This window comes from Paenibacillus sp. MT124, from assembly GCF_058792755.1.
In genome coordinates this window covers 116,537-137,500 of the sequence record NZ_CM179500.1, presented here as the reverse complement: position 1 = coordinate 137,500, position 20,964 = coordinate 116,537, and the positions used below count along the sequence as shown (strand labels likewise).

General features: G+C 48.0%; 19 protein-coding genes and 1 other RNA gene (1 of these 20 running past the window's edge). 3 read left to right on the top strand and 17 right to left on the bottom strand.

What is annotated here, in order from left to right; all coding sequences use genetic code 11:
- The 11 genes from AC3RCI_RS00650 to rpoE form a co-directional block, all read right to left on the bottom strand.
- Positions 1-256: the 5' portion of a YbaB/EbfC family nucleoid-associated protein gene (locus AC3RCI_RS00650; protein ID WP_095293487.1), read on the bottom strand. The gene continues 56 nt to the left of window position 1, outside the view; only the first 256 of its 312 coding nucleotides appear in the window; it begins with the start codon at positions 254-256; its stop codon lies off the left edge, out of view.
- Positions 257-310: 54 nt separating this feature from the next.
- Positions 311-2,065: a DNA polymerase III subunit gamma/tau gene (gene dnaX / locus AC3RCI_RS00645; protein WP_492527284.1), complete on the bottom strand. Its 1,755-nt coding sequence runs from the start codon at positions 2,063-2,065 to the stop codon at positions 311-313.
- Positions 2,066-2,240: 175 nt separating this feature from the next.
- Positions 2,241-2,508: signal recognition particle sRNA large type (gene ffs / locus AC3RCI_RS00640), an RNA gene on the bottom strand.
- Positions 2,509-2,646: 138 nt separating this feature from the next.
- The gene (gene rpmE / locus AC3RCI_RS00635) at positions 2,647-2,844 is read right to left on the bottom strand and encodes a 50S ribosomal protein L31 (protein ID WP_095293485.1); all 198 of its coding nucleotides are present in this window, start codon (positions 2,842-2,844) and stop codon (positions 2,647-2,649) included.
- 103 nt (positions 2,845-2,947) lie between these two features.
- Entirely contained in the window at positions 2,948-4,222 is a 1,275-nt protein-coding gene (locus tag AC3RCI_RS00630) for a radical SAM family protein (protein WP_095293484.1), read from the bottom strand.
- A gap of 96 nt (positions 4,223-4,318) precedes the next feature.
- Positions 4,319-5,641, bottom strand: a complete 1,323-nt coding sequence (gene rho, locus AC3RCI_RS00625) for a transcription termination factor Rho (RefSeq protein ID WP_492474210.1) — start codon at positions 5,639-5,641, stop codon at positions 4,319-4,321.
- Positions 5,642-6,113: 472 nt separating this feature from the next.
- Entirely contained in the window at positions 6,114-7,367 is a 1,254-nt protein-coding gene (murA, locus tag AC3RCI_RS00620) for a UDP-N-acetylglucosamine 1-carboxyvinyltransferase (protein WP_095293482.1), read from the bottom strand.
- 147 nt (positions 7,368-7,514) lie between these two features.
- Complete coding sequence (fba, locus tag AC3RCI_RS00615) at positions 7,515-8,369, bottom strand: class II fructose-1,6-bisphosphate aldolase (protein WP_095293481.1); 855 nt, start codon at positions 8,367-8,369, stop codon at positions 7,515-7,517.
- A gap of 260 nt (positions 8,370-8,629) precedes the next feature.
- On the bottom strand, positions 8,630-9,016 hold the full coding sequence (locus tag AC3RCI_RS00610; protein ID WP_095293480.1) for a response regulator: 387 nt from the start codon (positions 9,014-9,016) through the stop codon (positions 8,630-8,632).
- Between the two features lie 250 nt (positions 9,017-9,266).
- On the bottom strand, positions 9,267-10,871 hold the full coding sequence (pyrG, locus tag AC3RCI_RS00605; RefSeq protein WP_095293479.1) for a CTP synthase: 1,605 nt from the start codon (positions 10,869-10,871) through the stop codon (positions 9,267-9,269).
- Between the two features lie 490 nt (positions 10,872-11,361).
- Positions 11,362-11,934 carry a DNA-directed RNA polymerase subunit delta gene (rpoE, locus tag AC3RCI_RS00600; protein ID WP_153976472.1) on the bottom strand — a complete coding sequence of 191 codons (573 nt, stop codon included), beginning with the start codon at positions 11,932-11,934 and terminating at the stop codon, positions 11,362-11,364.
- A 427-nt stretch (positions 11,935-12,361) separates the two neighbouring features.
- On the opposite strand from rpoE, the gene AC3RCI_RS00595 reads away from it, so the two are divergent.
- Together AC3RCI_RS00595 and AC3RCI_RS00590 are read left to right on the top strand one after the other, a co-directional pair.
- Complete coding sequence (locus AC3RCI_RS00595) at positions 12,362-13,516, top strand: S8 family peptidase (protein ID WP_492527283.1); 1,155 nt, start codon at positions 12,362-12,364, stop codon at positions 13,514-13,516.
- A complete protein-coding gene (locus tag AC3RCI_RS00590) occupies positions 13,513-13,785 on the top strand; it encodes a hypothetical protein (RefSeq protein ID WP_492527282.1) in 273 nt (90 codons plus the stop codon). The genes AC3RCI_RS00595 and AC3RCI_RS00590 overlap by 4 nt, the downstream gene beginning before the upstream one ends.
- Here AC3RCI_RS00590 and argS read toward each other — a convergent pair.
- From argS to AC3RCI_RS00565, 5 genes are all read right to left on the bottom strand, one after another.
- Positions 13,733-15,412 (bottom strand): arginine--tRNA ligase, encoded by a 1,680-nt coding sequence (gene argS / locus AC3RCI_RS00585; protein WP_154896990.1) that lies wholly within the window; start codon positions 15,410-15,412, stop codon positions 13,733-13,735. The genes AC3RCI_RS00590 and argS overlap by 53 nt on opposite strands.
- Positions 15,409-15,834: a YwiB family protein gene (locus tag AC3RCI_RS00580; RefSeq protein ID WP_095293474.1), complete on the bottom strand. Its 426-nt coding sequence runs from the start codon at positions 15,832-15,834 to the stop codon at positions 15,409-15,411. The genes argS and AC3RCI_RS00580 overlap by 4 nt, the downstream gene beginning before the upstream one ends.
- A gap of 260 nt (positions 15,835-16,094) precedes the next feature.
- Positions 16,095-16,394, bottom strand: coding sequence for a DUF6171 family protein (locus AC3RCI_RS00575; protein WP_492527281.1), 300 nt, complete (start codon positions 16,392-16,394; stop codon positions 16,095-16,097).
- Positions 16,395-16,398: 4 nt separating this feature from the next.
- On the bottom strand, positions 16,399-17,880 hold the full coding sequence (locus AC3RCI_RS00570; protein WP_186812167.1) for an alpha-N-arabinofuranosidase: 1,482 nt from the start codon (positions 17,878-17,880) through the stop codon (positions 16,399-16,401).
- Positions 17,881-18,097: 217 nt separating this feature from the next.
- A complete protein-coding gene (locus AC3RCI_RS00565; protein ID WP_492527280.1) occupies positions 18,098-19,288 on the bottom strand; it encodes a WD40/YVTN/BNR-like repeat-containing protein in 1,191 nt (396 codons plus the stop codon).
- Positions 19,289-19,568: 280 nt separating this feature from the next.
- Between AC3RCI_RS00565 and AC3RCI_RS00560 the strand changes: the two genes are divergently transcribed.
- A complete protein-coding gene (locus AC3RCI_RS00560; protein ID WP_260504323.1) occupies positions 19,569-19,700 on the top strand; it encodes a hypothetical protein in 132 nt (43 codons plus the stop codon).
- 389 nt (positions 19,701-20,089) lie between these two features.
- Here AC3RCI_RS00560 and speB read toward each other — a convergent pair whose 3' ends face one another.
- The gene (gene speB, locus AC3RCI_RS00555; protein ID WP_095293470.1) at positions 20,090-20,959 is read right to left on the bottom strand and encodes an agmatinase; all 870 of its coding nucleotides are present in this window, start codon (positions 20,957-20,959) and stop codon (positions 20,090-20,092) included.
- Positions 20,960-20,964: the final 5 nt, after the last annotated feature.

Here is a 20,964-nt window from a genome sequence, read left to right as displayed (position 1 = left end):
CAATTTCATCAGCTTTGCTCATCGCATCATTTACAGCAGTCATAACGAGATCCTGAAGCATTTCTACATCTTCCGGATCTACCGCTTCTGGTTTAATGGTAATGGACAGCAATTTCTTGTGTCCGTTAACCTCAGCTGTAACTACACCGCCACCTGAAGTACCTTGAACCGTTTTGTCTGCCAGTTCCTCTTGTGCCTTCAGCATTTGCTCCTGCATTTTCTTCACTTGCTTCATCATTTGGTTCATGTTGTTCATGATTGTTCATCTCCTTTGTTATAGTTAATGATGCGCGCCCTGCGCTAGGTACATCTATTCCTTGATCACTACAAGATCTTCACCGAAGAGCTGGATGGCTTCATCAATCCAAGGTTGCTTGCTGCCTGACCCGCCGTCTTCATGCTCAGGTTCAAGCTTAAAGTCCTCCTTTGGCGCTTCAGCAGCTCCTTCCATGGCTCCCGTCCAGTCCTTAAGCATCATCGTCACCAGACGTGCTGAACGCCCAAGCTGTTCAGACAGCACACGCTCAATCACTTCGCGATTAGCCTGCTTCTCTGTCGTTTCACGGTGAATGTTGTTTTTGAAAGCAACCAATACATTGTCTTCCAGCATAGATACAGGCTCACCATCCATAAACCAGGCATGGACCGTAACCTTCTCTTCTTTAACACGCTGCAGGATTTGACTCCACTTTCTGCTGATCTCCACGAATTCTGGAGATCCCTTGCGCGCCACGTATTGATCCAGCTGTGCAGGAAGCTTCGCCGGAGCATTCCCCCTAGATACGGGAGCACGAGTTGCCGGTCGCGAAGGACTGCTTGGTGCAGCCTCTCCACCAGAGAGGGCACTTTTCAGTGCACGATCCAGCTTCTTCTCCAGCTCAGCAAGCTGTTGTTTCAAGCGGTTAATTTCGCCGCTGTCAGCCTGTGAGGACGCCGTTGCTCCTGCTGACACAGCAGCTTGATTCGGAACCTCTCCCTGCGCTGGTATACTGCACAGCTTGAGCAGAGCCACTTCAAATAACGTTTGCGGCTGTACTGCATATTTCATCTCACTCTGGTATCGGTTAAGTGTATCAATCATCTGGAACAGCTGTTCCTTCGTGAAGGATTCTGCCATATCACGGAAAGACTCGGGGTTAAGCACCCGATCTGTCAGTTTATCAGCATCCGGTACCATCTTGATCATAAGTAAATCACGGAAGTAATACAGCAAGTTTTCCATACATTTATCTGCACTCTTGCCTTCATGCATAAATCCTTCGATCATCTGCAAAATATGTCCGACATCACCTTTAAGCAGTGAAGCGGCAAGCTTGGCAAATTGCTCTGAAGGAATTCCTCCGGTCATATCCATAACCTGCTGATATGTTACTCTTCCATCTGTGAAAGATGAGATCTGATCCAGAACACTGAGCGCATCCCGCATTCCCCCGTCCGACAGACGAGCGATGTATTGGAGCGCATCCTGATCAGCCTCCATACCCTCCTGTTCGCAGATCAGCGTAAGTCTTGCCGTCTGCTCCTCTAGGGAAACCCGGCGGAAATCGAATCGCTGACACCTGGAGATAATTGTGGCCGGAAGGCGGTGTGGTTCGGTTGTTGCCAAAATAAACATGACATGCGGAGGAGGCTCCTCCAATGTTTTGAGCAAAGCGTTAAACGCCTCTGTCGTTAACATGTGCACTTCATCAATAATATAGACTTTCTGCCGGACTTCCGTCGGGGCATATTTAACCTTTTCACGAAGATCGCGGATCTCCTCAACACCTCGGTTGGATGCAGCATCAATCTCCTGCACATCCATTACCGAACCGGCTGTGATCCTGCGGCAAGCTTCACATTCGTTACAAGGCTCAGGCGCAGGTCCGCGCTCGCAGTTTACAGCTTTGGCCAAAATCTTGGCGGCACTGGTCTTCCCCGTTCCTCTGGGCCCGTTAAACAAGTAGGCATGGGAAGTCCGCTGTTCACGAATCGCGTTCTGCAAGGTCTGAATAATATGCTGTTGTCCCACCATATCTTGAAACGACTGGGGACGCCAAGCCCGGTATAACGCGATATGCTCCATGTTGCGTTACCTTCCTTCCACTTCGCATTCGAGTCCTTTGTCGTTCCCCCATTATACTATATTCTAGGGTGATTCCAAACTTTATCTGACCCATGATGCGTAGTTTTTTTGTACATATCAAAAAGACCTCTGCATACATACAACTGCAAAGGTCTCTACAATTTCAAATGGTAAGCCGTGCACCTGCTATCGATAATTGCGATCCAAGTGGCACCCCTGAACAACAGCTCAGGCTAGGCAACCCTCCGGCACAAGAGTGATCTCACTTATGGCTGCTTCCTTCCGGACCTGACCAGGTTCATGAGTACTCATTGCGGAGGACCCAACCGTCAACACCACGTTCAGGGACCAAACCTCACATCGACAAAACCTCTAGCAGGAATTCAACCTCGCTATAGCGGATTGCGAGTTACAGGGCACCGCTACCTCCCCATCTAGCACGGTAAGAAATAGTATAACGTAAGCTTATCCAAATTGCAACCAGGCGCGAACTGGAACCTTTATCCCTATATAAAAACCCCTGCCAATAGGCAGGGGTGGCTTGGATGCAATTAGCAGACAATTCACAGGGAATTGCTGAATTAGATTCCGTATTTTTTCTTGAAACGATCGACACGGCCGCCAGCATCGATAAACTTCTGTTTACCGGTGAAGAACGGGTGGCAAGCGGAGCAAATCTCTACACGAAGTCCTTCTTTAACTGAACCAGTCTCAAAAGTGTTACCGCAAGCGCAGGTTACTTGACCGATCGTGTATTTAGGATGAATTGCTTCTTTCATTACCTTTCACCTCTTTCCGCCCTGAGCCTCAAGCGGACCCAGAGTAAATGGCACAACTTCAGAGATTATAACACGGCCTCATGCGTGTTGCAATCGAATATTATCAAGAGGTGATGAGTCTCTTCGGACGCGCCATCCCGGCTGGAGGAACATGTGTATATGAGCCAATAACGACATCAGGCAGCTCTTCTTCGAAGATCTCAATCATTTGCTTCATTCCGAGAATATCACCTTGAGCTGGAGGGATAAGTTCCAGATAACTCTCCGGGTCGATGTTCAGATTCCGCATTTGAATTAAGCGCAGGTCTGTTCTCCGGGCAAACTCAATCATTGCTTCAATTTCCTCTTCCCGATCCGTGACACCTGGGAAGATCAAATAGTTAATCGATGTGTACACACCTTGTTGAGCCGCATACTTCATTGACTTCTCCACGTTAGCAAGTGTATAACCCCGTGGTTTGTAGTACGCATTATAGTGGTCATCCAGTGCACTAATCGTACTGACACGCATCAAATCCAGCCCTGCATCCACGATGCCCCGAATATGATCATTCAAACCAGCGTTGGTGTTAATGTTGATATATCCCATATCCGTAATGGAACGCACCTCACGGATGGCCTCAATAATCAACTTAGCCTGAGTTGATGGCTCACCTTCACATCCCTGCCCAAAGCTGATAATGGACTCTGGTGTTTTCAGATGTTCCAGCATAACCTCAACAATTTCGTCCACACGAGGTCGGAAATTCATTCGGGTCTGCGGGGAAACAAAGCCACTGTCATCTGGTTGTTCCGAAATACATCCAAAGCAGCCTGCGTTACAGGAGTAAGATACCGGAACTCCACCTTCCCAACGATTCAGGAACGTATTTGACGATGTCAAACATTCATACCCAAGTGCACAGTTGGACAAATGGGTATACAGACGATTCTCAGGATACTTTTCAGTCATCCGCGTAACTCCAGCACGTACGTCATCACGATCACAGTTCAGCGGATTCCACTGATCCGGATGATCGGACATCCGGGCTGTAACGTAGAATGCGTCATCTTTCCATACCACTGCGGAGTACCCGAACAAAGGAAGCTTATACTCTTTATCCGTTTTCACATAACCCGGCAAACACAGCCGAGTAAACCCTTGCGGGAGCAAAGCCCCGACCGCCTGTGTATCACTCGGAAGAGGCATCATCTCGCCGGTGTCTGGATCCATCCCAATGGGACGAGTGCTTGGTAATCCAACCAGAGTTGCACCCTCTGGTAGAGGAATGAGTTCATCCTCCATAATTTCAACGATCATATCTCCACTACGGGCAAGCCCATACAGGGATGGGTGATCAAATACATTTCCTTTTTCATCTGCGTATACTAAATACATGATGTTCTCCTCACATCTAAATGGGTTAAACCGAACGACGAGTTTATGGTAAATCCAGCAGCAGAACTGCCAAATTCGAATGCGTAACAGTACTTTTTAAGTTGTTGTTGCCGAGGTAGCCGTCTGTCTCGGCGAACGCCGAGTCGTTGTGGTCCCCGAATTGCTTGTATTGTTGCCCGCAACATCAAACGCAGCCAAAAATTCTGCATTCGTTTTGCTGTTCCGAAGTTTTTTCAGGAAGCTTTCCACAAAATCATGGGAGTCATTCATATTTTTACGAATGGTCCAGATGGTATCCAGCTCTTCCTTGCTTAGCAATACTTCTTCTCGGCGTGTACCCGAACGGCGAATATCGATGGCCGGGAAGATACGGCGTTCCGCCAGCTTGCGGTCCAGATGAAGCTCCATATTGCCCGTACCTTTAAATTCTTCATAGATAATGTCATCCATACGAGATCCCGTATCGATCAACGCTGTTGCCAGAATAGTCAGGCTTCCACCCTCTTCCACATTCCGCGCTGATCCAAAGAAACGTTTTGGGCGATGGAATGCTGCAGGGTCAATACCCCCACTAAGCGTCCGTCCGGATGGTGGGATAACCAGGTTATATGCACGAGCAAGACGCGTAATGCTGTCCAGCAAAATAACTACATCTTTTTTCGCCTCAACCAGACGCAGAGCACGTTCCAGCACCAGTTCCGCAACCTTGATATGATTCTCAGGCAGCTCATCGAATGTAGAAGCCACAACTTCCCCTTTTACCGAACGAGACATATCCGTGACTTCCTCCGGACGTTCATCAATCAACAGGACAAACAGTTCAATTTCTGGATTGTTGGTTGAAATGCTGTTGGCAATTTCTTTGAGGAGAAGCGTCTTACCTGCTTTGGGAGGTGCTACGATCAATCCGCGCTGTCCCAAACCTACAGGAGCCAGCACATCCATAATGCGTGTAGACAAATGGTTGGGGGATGTTTCGAGAACCAGCTTTTTCTGCGGATACAATGGGGTTAATGCCGGGAAGTGAAGTCTTTCCGCAGCAGCTGAAGGATTCTCACCGTTTACCGCATTGACTTGCAGCAAACCGAAATATCTCTCGTTTTCCTTCGGCGTTCTACATTTACCAGATACGAGGTCACCCGTTCTAAGATCGAACTTACGAATCTGCGAGGCTGATATATAAATGTCTTCGGTGCTAGGCAGGTAGTTAATCGGGCGGAGAAAACCGTAACCTTCCGGAAGGATCTCAAGCACACCTTGCATAAACATCAAACCGCTCTGTTCAGCCTGAGCTCGTAGTATGGCAAAAATCAATTCTTTCTTCTTCAGTGTGCCATAGTAGGGAATCTGATATTTTTTGGCCAGTTTGTAGAGGTCCGTTAATTTCATTTCTTCCAAATCGGAAATTTGTAGATCCATATAATAACCACCTATTCAATTAATAAGTCCGTGAAATGGATAGTTTCGCTTGATGATCAGCTATGGGAGAACAACACAAATCAGCTGCGTTCTCTTCTGTCCATTGTACGGAATGTAACCGTTATAATGCAAATACTTGTCGTTGAGTGTAAGTTTCCGGGTGGGATGACCATGATACAGTGTTACACACTTGTAAGTGAACATATAATTCACGAGGCTTTCGATCCGGGTACCCAGTCATGGAGCACAGACAAATCGGGGTTTGGGGAAAAGGAATGATGTCAGTTCATACAGCCATATGATATTTGATCCAAAAAAAGACCCTCCGGTTAAGGAAACTAAAAACCATTTCGTCTTATCCCGGAGAGGCTGAGAACTCTATTAGAATAGGTTTACCCAATTGTTGTAAGGTTATGCAGTTCTGTCAAAATAATAACGTCAAGTCACCAATCTTGCAATATGGTAACTTACGCTATTCCGTTTCACGCCACACATCTGCACCAAGAAGACGCAGGTTGGTGACGAGGTGGTCGTAGCCACGATCAATAAATTCGACGCCTGTCACTTCAGTCACACCTTCTTTAACCGTCAGACCGGCAATGACCAGCGCTGCTCCGGCACGAAGATCCGATGCTTTTACTTTGGCCGCATTCAGTGCACCGCCTTCAATGATGGCTGAACGACCTTCCACTCGAATCTTGGCGCCCATACGCACCAGTTCTGGCACATGCTTAAATCGATTGCTGTATACAAAATCGCTCAGGACACTTACGCCTGTCGCTTGAGTTAATACACTTGTCATCGGAGACTGCAAGTCAGTTGGGAATCCCGGGTACACCAATGCCTTAACGTCCACATGACTATAGGAAGGTTGTCCAATGACACGAATACTCTCATCCAACTCTTCAATGCCTACACCCATCTCCAGCAATTTGGCAGTTAACGCCTCCAGATGTTTGGGGATGACATTGTCGATCAAAACATTACCGCGCGTTGCCGCTGCGGCAATCATATACGTACCCGCCTGTATGCGGTCCGGGATAATGGAATGTCGGCAGCCTTTGAGCTCCGACACGCCTTCAATACGAATCGTTTCAGTACCCGCACCCTTGATGCTGGCACCCATTGAATTCAAAAGTGTTGCTACATCTATTATCTCAGGCTCTTTAGCCGCGTTTTCAATAATTGTAGAGCCTTTGGCACGTGTTGCCGCCAGCATAATGTTAATGGTTGCACCTACACTGCTTACATCCAGGTAAATCTTAGCTCCACGCAGCTCTTTAGCATGCAGATGGATGGATCCATGTTCGTTCGTTACCGTTGCGCCAAGCGCTTCAAAACCTTTGATGTGTTGATCAATCGGACGAGGCTCAAAATTACAGCCTCCAGGCAAACCAATTGTTGCTTCTTTGAATCTTCCAAGCAATGCTCCCATCATATAATACGAAGCACGCAGCTTCTTCACGGGACCATTCGGCATAGGTATAGATTTGATATCGGAAGGATCGATCTTCATCTGACTGCCTTCCCAGAATACACGAGCTCCGAGTTCCTCCAAAATTTCCGCATAAACCGCCACATCACTCAAAAGTGGCAGGTTGTCCAGCACGACCTCTGATTCGGCAAGCAATGCTGCAGGAATAAGCGCAATGGCGCTGTTCTTGGCGCCGCTTATGGTTACAGTCCCCTGTAACGGACGTCCGCCACTAATCATCAATTTTTCCATAAAGCTTAATGTCCCCCTACGTGTTTTGCAGCCGATGAACGGCATGACGTGCTGATGGCTCCCTACGTGAAATAAGGTGTGAAAATGGAAAGACACCGGCTAGGCGGTGTTCTTTCCACTTCACAGTATGGAACTGGTAAAGATAAATTACGCTTTGTTGTTGGAACCAAACTCGCGGATTTTACCTTTAACGGTTTCTTTGATTGCTTCACGGCCTGGTACGATGAACGTACGTGGATCGTAAGCATCTGGTTTAGCTGCAAGCACTTCACGAACCGCTTTTGTGAACGAAATTTGGTTCTCCGTGTTCACGTTGATTTTGGAAGTACCCAGGGAAATGGCTTTATCGATGTCATGTTTAGGAATACCTGTACCACCGTGCAATACGAGTGGAACTTGTACCGCATCACGAACTTCTTCCATTTCTTTGAAGCCCAGGTTTGGCTCGCCTTGGTAAGGACCGTGTACGGAACCCAGAGCTGGTGCCAATGTGTCGATACCTGTTTCTTTGACGATACGGATACACTCGTTCAGGTCAGCGTATTGGATGCCGCCGATAACGTCATCTTCCTGGCCGCCAACAGTACCTACTTCAGCTTCAACGGAAACGCCTTTAGCGTGTGCATATTCAACGACTTTTTTCGTCATTTCAATGTTCTCGTCGATGGAGTGGTGGGAACCGTCGATCATAACGGAAGTGAATCCGGCATCGATTGCTTCTTTACATTTATCAAAGCTGGAACCGTGGTCCAGGTGAATCGCAACTTCAACGGTGATTTTCATGTCATGAATAAGTCCTTCTACCATTTTAACTACTGTGTAGAAGCCACCCATGTGACGTGCTGCACCTTCGGATACACCAAGGATTACAGGAGATTTCTCTTCTTCTGCAGCTGCAAGAATCGCTTGAGTCCACTCAAGGTTATTGATGTTGTATTGACCAACTGCATATTTTCCTTCAAGTGCTTTGTTCAACATGTTTGTCATAGAAACTAATGGCATGGTTTCAATCCTCCTAGGGGTTTGGGTTGTGTCTATGGTTTTTAGCCGAAATCACATACGGGCTTATTATACCACATCCCATGTCAAATACTAAACAAGCATTTGCAAAAATGCTGTGCTTTGCAGCACAGTTTTCATAGACACCGCATGAAGCCGCTCCCATTTCCAATATTCCCTCGTTAATTGGGCGAAATACCCATTGTCCCCAAGAAGTACACGCCCTATAGAGCACAGACAAAAAAATCCTGCATTCACAGGATTCAGCTGCACCTATTCGCCGTATCATTGCGAAGCTGCATGTTGACGGCCACGCGCATTTCATCAATATCGAACGGCTTCGTGAAATGCATAAGTGCACCGAGATCAGTAGCTTCCTTAATCATGTCCAGTTCGCCATAAGCTGTCATCATGATAACTTTGATATCCGGATCAATTTCCTTAATATGCTTCAAAATTTCAAGGCCATCCATGCCAGGAATCTTCATATCGAGCAACACTAGATCAGGTTTATCTGTATTCACAATTTCCAGAGCGATCTTGCCATTGGGAGCCTGGAATGTGTTATATCCCTCACTGCTGAATACTTCCATTAAGAGGATTCGAATCCCGTTCTGGTCATCAACGATTAACACTTTTTTATTTTCCACTCTGTAACCTCCTGGATTTAGGAAAGCATGTATTTCTCCGAATCTGGATAACTATCCCATAGTCGTCATGATAAGTATTCTACCCTTCCCATTAAAATCCTGCCCCACGTACAAATTACAGCAAACATTTTATCCTTGTTACACTTGCATGGGAGCTATTGTCCAAACAAAAAAGAGGTGCTCGCCGCACCAGCCTGCAAACACAGGCCACTCGGCAAACACCCCTCAACATTATAGGGTAAACTTGATATTATTTTTCTGCATTTTCCAAAGAAGCTTTTACGAATTCACGGAACAATGGCTGTGGACGGTTCGGACGGGATGTAAATTCCGGATGGAATTGTACAGCCAGGAACCATGGGTGTCCCGGAAGTTCCACGATCTCAACCAAACGGCCATCCGGAGATGTACCGGAGATGACCAGACCTGCTTTTTCAATCGCTTCACGGTACTCATTGTTGAACTCATACCGGTGACGGTGTCTCTCATATACCAACTCGTCATCATAACATGCCATAGCCAAAGAACCTTCTTGCAGCTTACAAGGATATAGACCTAGACGCATTGTACCGCCCAGATTTTCGATATCTTTTTGTTCTGGCAGCAGGTCGATTACCGGGAATTCGGTAGCCGGGTTAATCTCGGAGCTGTTCGCACCATTCAGACCCACAATGGAACGCGCATATTCGATTACGGAAACCTGCATACCCAGGCAAATACCGAAGAATGGAATGTTTTTCTCACGGGCATAACGGATCGCTGACACTTTACCTTCGATACCACGATCTCCGAAACCACCCGGAACAAGGATACCACCAACACCATGCAGCAGGTCGCCTACGTTCTCGTCTGTAATATCTTCGGAATGGATCCAGCGAATCTTCACATCTGCATTGGATGCAAATCCTGCATGAGACAGGGATTCAACAACACTCAGATAAGCATCGTGCAGTGCTACATATTTACCAACAATGGCAATCTCAACGGTACGCTGCAATTTGCTGATGCGGTCAACCAGCCCTTCCCACTCGCTCATATCCGGTGCAGGAGTGGTCAGCTTCAGGTGATTTACCACGATTTCATCCAAGCCTTCTTCACGCAGGTTCAAAGGTACTTCATACAACGTGCTTGCATCGCGACATTCAACTACGGCATTTTCATCAATGTCACAGAAGAGAGCGATTTTGGCTTTCATGTCTTTGGACAGCTCGTACTCTGTACGGCATACAATCACATTTGGCTGAATACCGATACTGCGCAATTCTTTCACGCTGTGCTGGGTTGGTTTTGTTTTCACTTCACCAGCTGCCTTGATGTAAGGAATCAGCGTTACATGAATATACATTACGTTGTCACGGCCAACATCACTCTTGATCTGACGAATAGCTTCCAGGAAAGGCAAGCTCTCGATATCGCCTACAGTTCCGCCGATCTCTGTAATAACAACATCCGAACCTGCTTCACGTCCAGCGCGGAATACGCGCTCCTTGATCTCGTTCGTAATGTGCGGAATCACTTGTACTGTGCCGCCGAGGTATTCTCCGCGCCGCTCTTTGCTAATAACGGAGGAATACACTTTACCCGTCGTGACGTTGCTGTTTTTGGAGAGGTTGATATCGATAAAACGTTCATAGTGACCAAGGTCCAAATCCGTTTCCGCGCCATCATCCGTTACAAAAACCTCACCGTGCTGATAAGGACTCATTGTTCCCGGGTCAATGTTGATGTATGGGTCAAATTTTTGAATAGTTACCTTGAGACCTCTGTTTTTCAGCAGTCTGCCCAACGAGGCAGCCGTGATCCCTTTACCCAGGGAGGACACAACTCCGCCCGTCACGAAAATATACTTTGTCACTGTTATTACCCTCCTAATATAAATGCAGAAATTCAGGCGATATATGGTGTTATCGTAACCCGTTTCCCAGGTAATCATCGTTAAAAAGAGCAATGGCAGAAATTCCCTGCATCTGCGTACTGCTCTTTTGTGCGAAGACCGTGTGTAAACCTTGTTCTACAGCTAAGAATGGTGCAAATTTTCCGAAAGCCAAACATCCATGCCTGTCCCCAAGATGGGATCAAACCATCTCTTGTCGACGTTTTTTTATATACAAAAAATGGGCCACGGATGTTTGGCCGGGAGCGTGCGGAAATCAATCATTTTGCAATATTCTGCCTCTAAAAATACAAAAAAAAGTACTCCCGCAGGACGGGGCACTTTTTATAAAAAACATAAATATATTCTCGCTCATTCATAAGCCCATGCAATAGTTTACCCGTTACCCCGTTCGCTGTCAAGGCTGACTATCTGGGGAAAACGGGTAAATTATCGACGTCAAAAATGACGGTTACTTATCGGAATCGTCGTCAAAATCATCCTCGTCTTCGGACTCATCTTCATCGTCTTCATCGAGGTCTTCGTCATCCAAATCATCATCTTCAACCAGAACTTCTTCATCGCTGTCATCTTCATCAAAGATGTCGTCATCGTCATCGTCATCATCGTCATCATCATCTTGATCGTCATCGGCATTGTCGAAGTCTTCGTCACTGTTGTAGCTGTCTTCCTCTTCGCCAAAGTCCTCATCTTCCAGATCATCGTCTTCATCGTTGATGATGCGCGGACGCTTCGCACCCGTCATGGAGTCTTCTGTTCCACCTACTGGATACCAGCGTTTCAATCCCCAAAGACTTGTACCGACGCAGGCAAAACGGCCATCGATATTGATCTCGGTATATAGCTGGGCGATAAACTCGTTGATTTCTTCATCAGTCATTCCGCGCTGCTTCGCTACCTCATTCATCAAATCACGGTAGTAGTACGGCGTATTGGCCGCTTTCAGCACCATAAAGGCAAGGTCAACCAAAGGAATCTCTCTTACCTTCTCTTTATCAATTTTCAAATTGAGCGAGGTACTCACTGACAGACACTTCCTCTCACACATAATTCACTTTATATCCCTACGAGCTGGACTGTTACGTATAACATATCCATTAACAAACCTAAGTAAAACCTATTTAGCGGTAAAAAGCAAGTTTTTATGTAGGCATTTGATATAAATTCAAGGTGCTGTGCTTCCCGTTTGCAAATATGTCGATTCTGTAAAAGTTAGCGAAAAATGAAAAAGACGGAGTCCCCTCCGCCTTCTGACTGTATACCCCTGAAGGATCGCTCCTCGCCAGGGTCCCCGCAAGAGCCCTCTAGCCCTCCATCCATCATATGTCCCTGCGCCCGTTTTGACACGGAGAGAACGTCTTTTTGTAAAAAAAGGGCAAGTTCCCCATGCGGCGGGATGAACGCATTCATAGAATACCTCAGCATGTTCATCCCGAAGGGGGCAGCCCATAATGGACTATACTGGTTTTTTGCATCAATTAGTTGAAGGAATGCAACGTCCTGAACCGGAACAGGCAGGGCGATATCTGATCCGGTTCGCCAAACCTGGACAGTATGAAGCCTGTCTGCTTGAGCTCTCGCGGATGCGGAATGAGCATACTCATCTTAGCGTGGTACGATCCTCACGGCTGGCCCGCTCCATTATCGCTCCGATCCATTATCCGGAGGTTCTGGATCCATACCGTGATGAGATTACTGTAGAGGAAGATATGCAAATCTCCCTTCATGCAACAGCACTTCACAACAAGCCGGCCACAGCTCAAGGGGTTCCATGGGGAGTGAAGCAGATTCGTGCACCGAAAGTATGGTCCGTCTCCACAGGACACCGGATCAAAATTGGCGTGATCGATACAGGTGCCGATTATCACCACCCTGATCTCAGGTACTCCCTGGCTCGCGGGATCAACCTGTTAAACCGCAGTCTGCTTCCTCATGACGACAACGGTCATGGTACCCATATCGCCGGAACGATCGCCGCAGCGAATAGCACGGAAGGCATGATTGGCGTAGCTCCGCGTTCCCTGATCTATCCGGTCAAGGCATTTGACCATAACGGTTCCGCCTATGTCTCTGACATTGTACTGGGCATCGATTGGTGTGTGCGTAACCGGGTCGATATTATCAATATGAGTTTCGGCATGAAAACACGCAGCAAGGCACTCCTTGATGTGGTTAACCGTGCACATCAGGCTGGCATCGTCATTGTCGCTTCGTCAGGAAATGACGGCAAACGCCGCAGCATCGATTATCCTGCACGTTATCCGCAGACCATTTCGGTGGGAGCCACCGACAAAAATCGGCGGATTGCGTCCTTCAGCAACCGCGGTGCATATGTGGATGTCTATGCCCCTGGCGACAAGATCATCTCTTCCTGGGTGCAGGGCAAACATCATGAGATGAGTGGCACATCCATGGCTACGTCCCATGTGAGCGGCGCTATTGCGCTGCTGCTCGCGAAGCATCCGGGTCTCTCGCCCAGCGAGATCAAGGCGCTGGTCAAGCGCGCAACCGTTCCGCTGCGCGCACGCAAGTCCACCACCGCGAAGAGCAAAGTGCGCGGTGGCGAGATTGACGCACTCCGGCTGATGCAGGAGGGCGGCGGGTGATGGGGCAGCTGCGTTTTGCCGCTGCCCCTGGGGTCTTGCCAGCAGCAGCCTTTGGCAGGCTGGCTGGCTCGGTGCCCGGCTGGTCCGCCAAGCCTTGGCGGGATGGAGCACCGGGCACAGCAAAAAAGTCTCCATGTCCACGCTGCATAGCAGGCGTGATGCATGGAGACTTTTTGCCATGGGCCAAGCCGCTGCTGCGATGCTTGGCCTTACGGTTTACATTTTGTCTGGTGCGGATACGCCTACCAGACGGAGCGCTGTCGCGATGACGGTGCGAACAGCACCGATCAGCGCCAGACGCGCTTGGGTTTGACCCGCGTCTTCGGTAATGACGCGTTCAGCACGATAGTAGCTGTGGAACAATGAAGCCAGCTCATATACATAACGGATCATGCGATGAGGCGCATATCCGGTAGCTGCTGCGGCAATCTCTTCAGGCAGCTCGCCCATTTTGCGAAGAAGATCGAATTCATGTTCCGTATTCAGCTTGGACAGGTCAATCTGTGCCAGCGGAAGCAGCTCAATACCCTGCTCTTCAGCCTGACGGTATACGCTGCACACGCGGGCATGTGCATATTGTACATAGAATACCGGGTTCTCATTGGACGTCGAAATCGCGAGATCCATATCAAAGTCCAGATGGGAATCCATGCTGCGCATCGTGAAGAAGTAGCGGATCGCATCAATACCCACTTCATCCATCAGATCTTCCATCGTTACCGCTTTACCGGTACGCTTCGACATCTTCACTTTTTCGCCATTCTGGAACAAGCTCACCATCTGTGCAATCAATACCACCAGCTTGGTTGGGTCATTACCCAGTGCCTGCATTGCTGCTTTCATCCGTGGAATATATCCATGGTGGTCAGCTCCCCAAATGTTGATCATCGTGTCATATCCACGGGAATACTTGTCACGGTGATATGCAATATCCGGCGTCAGGTACGTGTACGTGCCATCATTTTTGATCAATACACGTTCTTTGTCGTCACCATATTGCATGGTTTTCAGCCAAGTTGCTCCGTCTTTTTCGTAAATTTCGTCACGATCACGCAATTCGTCAAGGACACGAAGCACTTCCCCATTGTCGTACAAGGAAGTCTCGCTGAACCAGATGTCGAAGTTAACGCGGAAGCGATTCAGGTCGCGCTTGATTTTATCGAGCTCTTTCTCCAGACCATAGTCACGGAAATAAGCAGCACGATCACCTGGATGCATCGACAGCAAGCTGTCTCCCTTTTCGGCTACCAGCTCCTTGGCAAATCCTTTGATATCCTCGCCGTGGTAACCATCTTCCGGCATCTCGGCATCCTGACCGAGCTCCTGCAAATAGCGTGCTTCAATGGAACGTGCCAGGTTAAACACCTGGTTGCCCGCATCATTAATGTAGTATTCACGTGTTACGTCATACCCGGCATAATCAAGGATGTTGCAGAGCGCATCACCCACGGCCGCTCCACGGGCATGTCCCAGATGCAAGCTGCCTGTTGGGTTCGCACTGACAAACTCCATCTCGACCTTGCGTCCTTCGCCGACATTGATCCGTCCGTAGTTCTCACCTTGTTCATGAACAAGTTCAAGCACCGGGTAAAGGTAGCTCTTGTCCAATTTGAAGTTGATAAATCCTGGTCCGGCAATCTCTGCCTTCTCGATTCCAGCCTCCACAAGGTTCAGATTCGCAATGATCTCTTCTGCAATCTGGCGTGGGTTGCGCTTGGCAATCTTGGTCAGCTGCATGGCTGCATTGGTCGCCAAATCCCCGTGCGACTTGTCACGCGGCACTTCAAGTGTGATGGCTGGCAGTTCCTCTTGCGTAACGAGTCCGGCAGCAACAACAGCATTGCCGATCGCGGTACTTACCCGTTCGTTAATCGTATCTAGTGGATTACGTGTCATGAAATTGGTTCCTCCTGTATGTGCAAACTGATCTCAAAATGTCCGGCTTCTTCGTCAAAGCGGTAAAAGTCATAGCTCCACGCTGCGCGTGCGCTCAATCCCTGTATGGAAAGGTCCAGCTTATGTGTATGCGTGGACAGGGTAAATGACATGTAAGGTGATCGGTAAAAACCTGGGAGCTTGCGATTCATTTCAAACGTTTGCTCCGATTCCACCTCACCATGGCGTATAATCTTGAGGGATTGTCCACCAAGCTTCAATGTTGTTCGAGTAATACCGCCCTCAGGTCCAGCCTGCGGCTCTTCGTAACGAACGTAGAGCACAGAACCCTTCAACACGGCTTCACCCTTCATTTCCTGCAGCACATCTTCGCCTTCATAACGGCTGTGCAGCCGGATCTGAACCGGTCGCATGTTCGACATGAATGTTAACCTCCAATATATTCGAGGCGGCGCAAAATCGGGCAGGACCGGTGAGAACAGCCCTTCCCGAATTCGAGTACCGCTATACGCGCTAATATGACCGGATAGCTCTCTATCCTACACTCTACTGTATAACTATATCCAGTTCACCCGCTCAATTCAAATCCAAATTCAGAGTTTTTGTCCCATATCATCAAAAAAAGCAGAGCTACACCCTAAAAGTGCAGCCCTGCTTAGTTACATTATAATGGAATCAAACGTTAAAGGTTCGACCACCTGGATTCATAAGGGAACGGGCAGATTGATTCTACCAGCTTGGCACGAACCTGGACCAGACAGCCGCAATAGCGGCAGGTAGTGCCATATTGCAGTCCTGGGCAGTCTGCACATGTGGATAATCGCCTCTTATATTCCTCATCCTGAACGACAGGGCGCGAACGCGAGGCAATCTCCACCAATCGGGCCATTTTGGAATCACTGAGGTTGACAGCATGTTGATCACTGCATCCCTTACATGACTCCTGCTTAGCCCCAAAATGACTTGAATCAGATGTGCTCATCGCATTACTCCTGGATTGCAAGTACCCCTACAGATGCAGGCGGCAGGACAAAACGCAACTCCTGATTAACCAGGGTAACACCCTTCCAATCGGTCGGCTCAACCTTGCTCGGATCTTCAAATGTATTGAATGCACCAAAATCGGCATGATGCAGAATTCGACCAGATACGGAAGAAGATTCCGCAGCCTCAAGCTGGCATACCACTTCCAGTTCATCTGTGTGACTGAGATTGCATGCCGTTACATGAATCACGCCGTCCTTACTGCGGGAAGCGGACAAGCTAAGCTGAGGAATGGTATCTTCACCAAGCGTATATCCAGGGCTCTCATAGTTCAGCTCCAACCGCTGTGCATCCATATGAACCTGATACATATCAAACACATGATATGTTGGGGTGAGCAGCATACGCTCGCCTTCTGTCAGGACCAGAGCCTGCAGTACGTTAACGATCTGTGCCAAATTGGCCATTTGCACCCGTTTATTGTAGCGATTGAACAGGTTCAGGTTAATGCCAGCCACCAGCGCATCCCGCATTGTGTTTTGCTGATACAGGAATCCCGGATTCGTCCCTGGCTCAACGTTGTACCAGGTTCCCCATTCATCAATAATAAGTCCCACTTTGCATTCCGGGTCATATTTATCCATAATCTCGGAATGCTTCACGATCAATTCTTCCATACGCAATGTACGCTTCAGGGTCTGGAACCAGGCTTGATCATCAAATCCGGTCGATTCGCCCTTATCACTCCACACTCCCGTCGGCAATGTATAATAATGAAGGCTTAAGCCGTTCATGTGTTGTCCCGCTTCACGCATCAACACTTCTGTCCAGTGGTAATTGTCCTCGTTGGGTCCACAGGCAATCTTATAGATCTGATTATCAGAATAGTTACGCACATATGTAGCATACCGACGATACTCATCCGCATAATACTCGGCACGCATGTTACCGCCGCATCCCCAGTTCTCATTCCCCACACCAAAGTAGGTCAGTTTCCATGGTTTGTCCCTACCATTATCCTTGCGCCAGTTGGCCATGGGAGATTCCCCGTCAAACGTAATGTATTCGACCCACTGCTGCATTTCATGGACGGTTCCGCTACCCACATTGCCGCTGATATATGGTTCTGTTCCTAACAGCTCACATAATCTTAGGAATTCATGTGTTCCAAAATGGTTATTCTCTTCCACGCCGCCCCAGTTCGTATTAATCATGCGTGCGCGTTCACTTTTTGGACCTACGCCATCCTTCCAGTGATATTCATCAGCAAAACAACCACCCGGCCAGCGAAGTACCGGAATATTCAGCTTCTGCAGTGCCGCCAGCACGTCATTGCGTATCCCTTCCGTATTCGGAATAGGTGAATCTTCCCCTACCCAAATCCCTTCGTAAATACAACGTCCCAAATGTTCAGAAAAGTGACCGTATATATTGCGATTTATTAATCCTTGATCTGAATTCGCCTTTAAAGTAACACCAACCATGATTTCAACCTCCCAAAATGTGTTGTTATCGCTTACAATAACTTGTTTTCAAACAGGTTTCAACCGTTTTTATTTTTACAAAAAAAAGCCCTTTACCAGCATAATTCCTCTGGAAAGGGCTTGTTTTTTGGGCAGAATGAACATAGAGCTACGAAATGGTTTTTTTTCGTTTCCATTAATGAATTTGGTTGATTGTTACTTCAAATTAAAGCGCCATTTAATCCCGCTCTGAAGGTAACAACATTTTTTGTACCCAAGAAGTTCCCCCATCTGTCGTTTGATAGACGGCAGGTGAGATGTCACTTGTTACAACGAGCCAGCCTGTTTGGGCTGATGGGAATGAGATCCGCGAGCTATAACCCGGATCCTTCAGATCGATATTTTCCCACGCGGAACCTGCATCATACGAACGCCCAATACCCACTTTACCAGCAGCAGGAGATCCGCCTGAGAGATAAGCAGCCTGATCACCGGTTAGCGACATGTTTCCAGGATGGCCCCCTGGGTCTGCCGGGCCCTTTCCTTTACCGATATTGCTGCCACCCGGTGCAGGGCCTCCGCCTGCTGTCGACTGAGCAAAAACCTGCCTCCAGCTTCTGCCTTCATTCCCGCTTGCATATAGGGAATATGATTGTTGAGACATGCCTGCATCACCATACAGGACAGCCCATACCTGCTTCCCGTTTGCATATAGATCTGCCCCATTCCATGTAGCCGAAGCGACTTTGAGAGAGGTTGTCCAGTTCTTCCCCCCATCTTTTGTTCGGAGCAGCTGATATCCTGAGCCCGGTACAACTTGTACAGCATAGCCTTGTTTATTTGTAGCGAAAGCCACCGATCTCGTATTTGCGGGGGTATGGATTTTAATCCAGCTTAATCCGCCGTCCTGTGTCCGATACGCGCCATTATAGGTGTAGCCGTAACCTTCGTTTTTATTTTTAAAATCAATTCGCTTGAACTGCATGCCAGGGGTATCAAGTCGGTTCCAGTGTGATCCCCCATCTGTCGTACGAATAAGATACGTCTTGGCAGAATTCATCATATGCGCTAAGGCAAATCCATTTACGTTATTCGGAAAATCAATCTGCATGAACTGCCATTGTCCAGTATAGATGGATTGCCACGTACAACCCGCATTCGAGGTGCCAATCAGGAACCCCTCCCCAGCAGCACGACCCGTTGTGTTGTTCAGGAAATCAATGTCTGTAAACTGCAGATGCTGGTCTTCTACACCGCTGCCTTTCTTCAATGTAGCAGACAATCCATGATCTCCACTTCCACAAGTGGATGAGGCTGCAGCAGCACTTACACCGAACTGTGCATATACTGGCCCCAATCCCCATGCCAGCGTTAAGGATAATGCCAATGTCCCAATCCGTTTCCATGTGATCGCACTCTTTATTGTCATCGCGACACCTCCTTCTATGTTTTACCCGAATTTTCACGTTCTAAGGTAACAATTGGTCTATCACCAATGACATTACTGCAATAAAAAAGCCACCTTCACCTACGATTGGGATCTTGTAGATAAGGGTGGTCGTTCGTAAACGTATGGAGCGAGGCATTCATGGTATGCAATAAATGGTAGAGTCATGCGAACATACGTGCTATAATTGATGTTAAGGACTCTGAATTACGGTGGATGTTTTCATGACCACGGCGCAGCTTCCCGAGAGGGGGTGACGTCGATGGTCAAGCTTGTGGCGTTGCTTGATGTGATCCGGTGGATTGCTGCGATTCTCAGTCTGGTACTGAGTGTACGAAGGCTATACCGGTGGTTGCGTAAAAAGTTTCGTAACAAGCGAAAACCCACCTCATAGGTTGGAGCCTGACGGTGGGTTTCGCTTGAACTAAGCTATGAAGTTTAATGCACGCCGTGGCAGTCCACAGCCCTTCTGGTCCTCAGAGTCTTTGTCGCTACCAACGACAAGGACTCTTTTTATAGTGTATGGCCGAACCAGACCACCATATACTTCCCTGATGTAATACATCAATAATTTGATATATTACCTATTACGTTGTAGACAGTATAACATAGTCGTGGGCCGAGGTTCAATGAAGTGAACACCACCCAATCAAATATTCGACTCGCTAAAACAGGATGGTGGAGCATCCTTTACAAGTGTCCTGATAACGAAAACACCCTCCCCTACGCAAAATTGGATCCGCGCAGAAAGAGAGTGTTATGTTCTCACCATTATTCAGGTTATTACTTCACGAAGCCAAGCAGCATCTCACGGATCAGCTTAGCAGCTACAATCTGTGTCTGTTGTGTTGGATCATAGATTGGCGCTACCTCAACCAGGTCACAGCCAACTACATTTACATCCGATCCGGCTATCATGTGGACGGCTTCAAGCAGTTCTTTGGACGTGATGCCGCCCGCTTCCGCTGTACCTGTTCCTGGAGCAGCCGATGGATCAAGCACATCGATATCAATGGTCACATACACTGGACGATTGCCCATTTTGGGAAGAGCTTCCTTCATTGGAGCTGCGACTTCAAACGGGTAGAAGTTAATGTTCTCCCGGCCATACTGGAACTCTTCACGGGAGCCGGAACGGATTCCGAATTGATAAATATTTTTGCCGCCCATCAGCTCAGCTGCTTTGCGTACTGGCGTCGAGTGGGACAACGGCTCACCTTCATAGCTTTCACGAAGGTCTGCATGTGCATCAATATGAATCAGGATGAGGTCCGGATATTTCTTGTACATTTGTTGGATCACTGGCCAAGTGACCAGATGCTCCCCGCCAAGACCGATCGGAAATTTGTCATCAGCCAGCAGGCTGCCGATATACTCGTTGATCACTTCAAGGCTGCGTCCTGCGTTACCGAAAGGCAAGAGCAGATCTCCAGCGTCAAAGTAGGTCATATCGACAATACTCTTGTCGAGATACGGGCTGTATTCTTCAAGTCCAACCGAGGCTTGGCGGATATGAGAAGGACCGAACCGGGAACCCGGACGGAAGCTGACAGTATAGTCCATTGGCATTCCGTAGATGACCGCTTTGGAATTCTCATAATCCTCGGAACTGCAAATAAATACGTTACCAGAATAAGCTTGATCCAATTTCATTAATG

Coding starts and splice junctions, on each gene's coding strand:
- dnaX (WP_492527284.1), bottom strand. CDS start 2,065: ATGGAGCATATCGCGTTATACCGGGCTTGGCGTCCCCAGTCGTTTCAA.
- rpmE (WP_095293485.1), bottom strand. CDS start 2,844: ATGAAAGAAGCAATTCATCCTAAATACACGATCGGTCAAGTAACCTGC.
- AC3RCI_RS00630 (WP_095293484.1), bottom strand. CDS start 4,222: ATGTATTTAGTATACGCAGATGAAAAAGGAAATGTATTTGATCACCCA.
- rho (WP_492474210.1), bottom strand. CDS start 5,641: ATGGATCTACAAATTTCCGATTTGGAAGAAATGAAATTAACGGACCTC.
- murA (WP_095293482.1), bottom strand. CDS start 7,367: ATGGAAAAATTGATGATTAGTGGCGGACGTCCGTTACAGGGGACTGTA.
- fba (WP_095293481.1), bottom strand. CDS start 8,369: ATGCCATTAGTTTCTATGACAAACATGTTGAACAAAGCACTTGAAGGA.
- AC3RCI_RS00595 (WP_492527283.1), top strand. CDS start 12,362: ATGGACTATACTGGTTTTTTGCATCAATTAGTTGAAGGAATGCAACGT.
- argS (WP_154896990.1), bottom strand. CDS start 15,412: ATGACACGTAATCCACTAGATACGATTAACGAACGGGTAAGTACCGCG.
- AC3RCI_RS00580 (WP_095293474.1), bottom strand. CDS start 15,834: ATGTCGAACATGCGACCGGTTCAGATCCGGCTGCACAGCCGTTATGAA.
- AC3RCI_RS00575 (WP_492527281.1), bottom strand. CDS start 16,394: ATGAGCACATCTGATTCAAGTCATTTTGGGGCTAAGCAGGAGTCATGT.
- AC3RCI_RS00570 (WP_186812167.1), bottom strand. CDS start 17,880: ATGGTTGGTGTTACTTTAAAGGCGAATTCAGATCAAGGATTAATAAAT.
- AC3RCI_RS00565 (WP_492527280.1), bottom strand. CDS start 19,288: ATGACAATAAAGAGTGCGATCACATGGAAACGGATTGGGACATTGGCA.
- AC3RCI_RS00560 (WP_260504323.1), top strand. CDS start 19,569: ATGGTCAAGCTTGTGGCGTTGCTTGATGTGATCCGGTGGATTGCTGCG.
- speB (WP_095293470.1), bottom strand. CDS start 20,959: ATGAAATTGGATCAAGCTTATTCTGGTAACGTATTTATTTGCAGTTCC.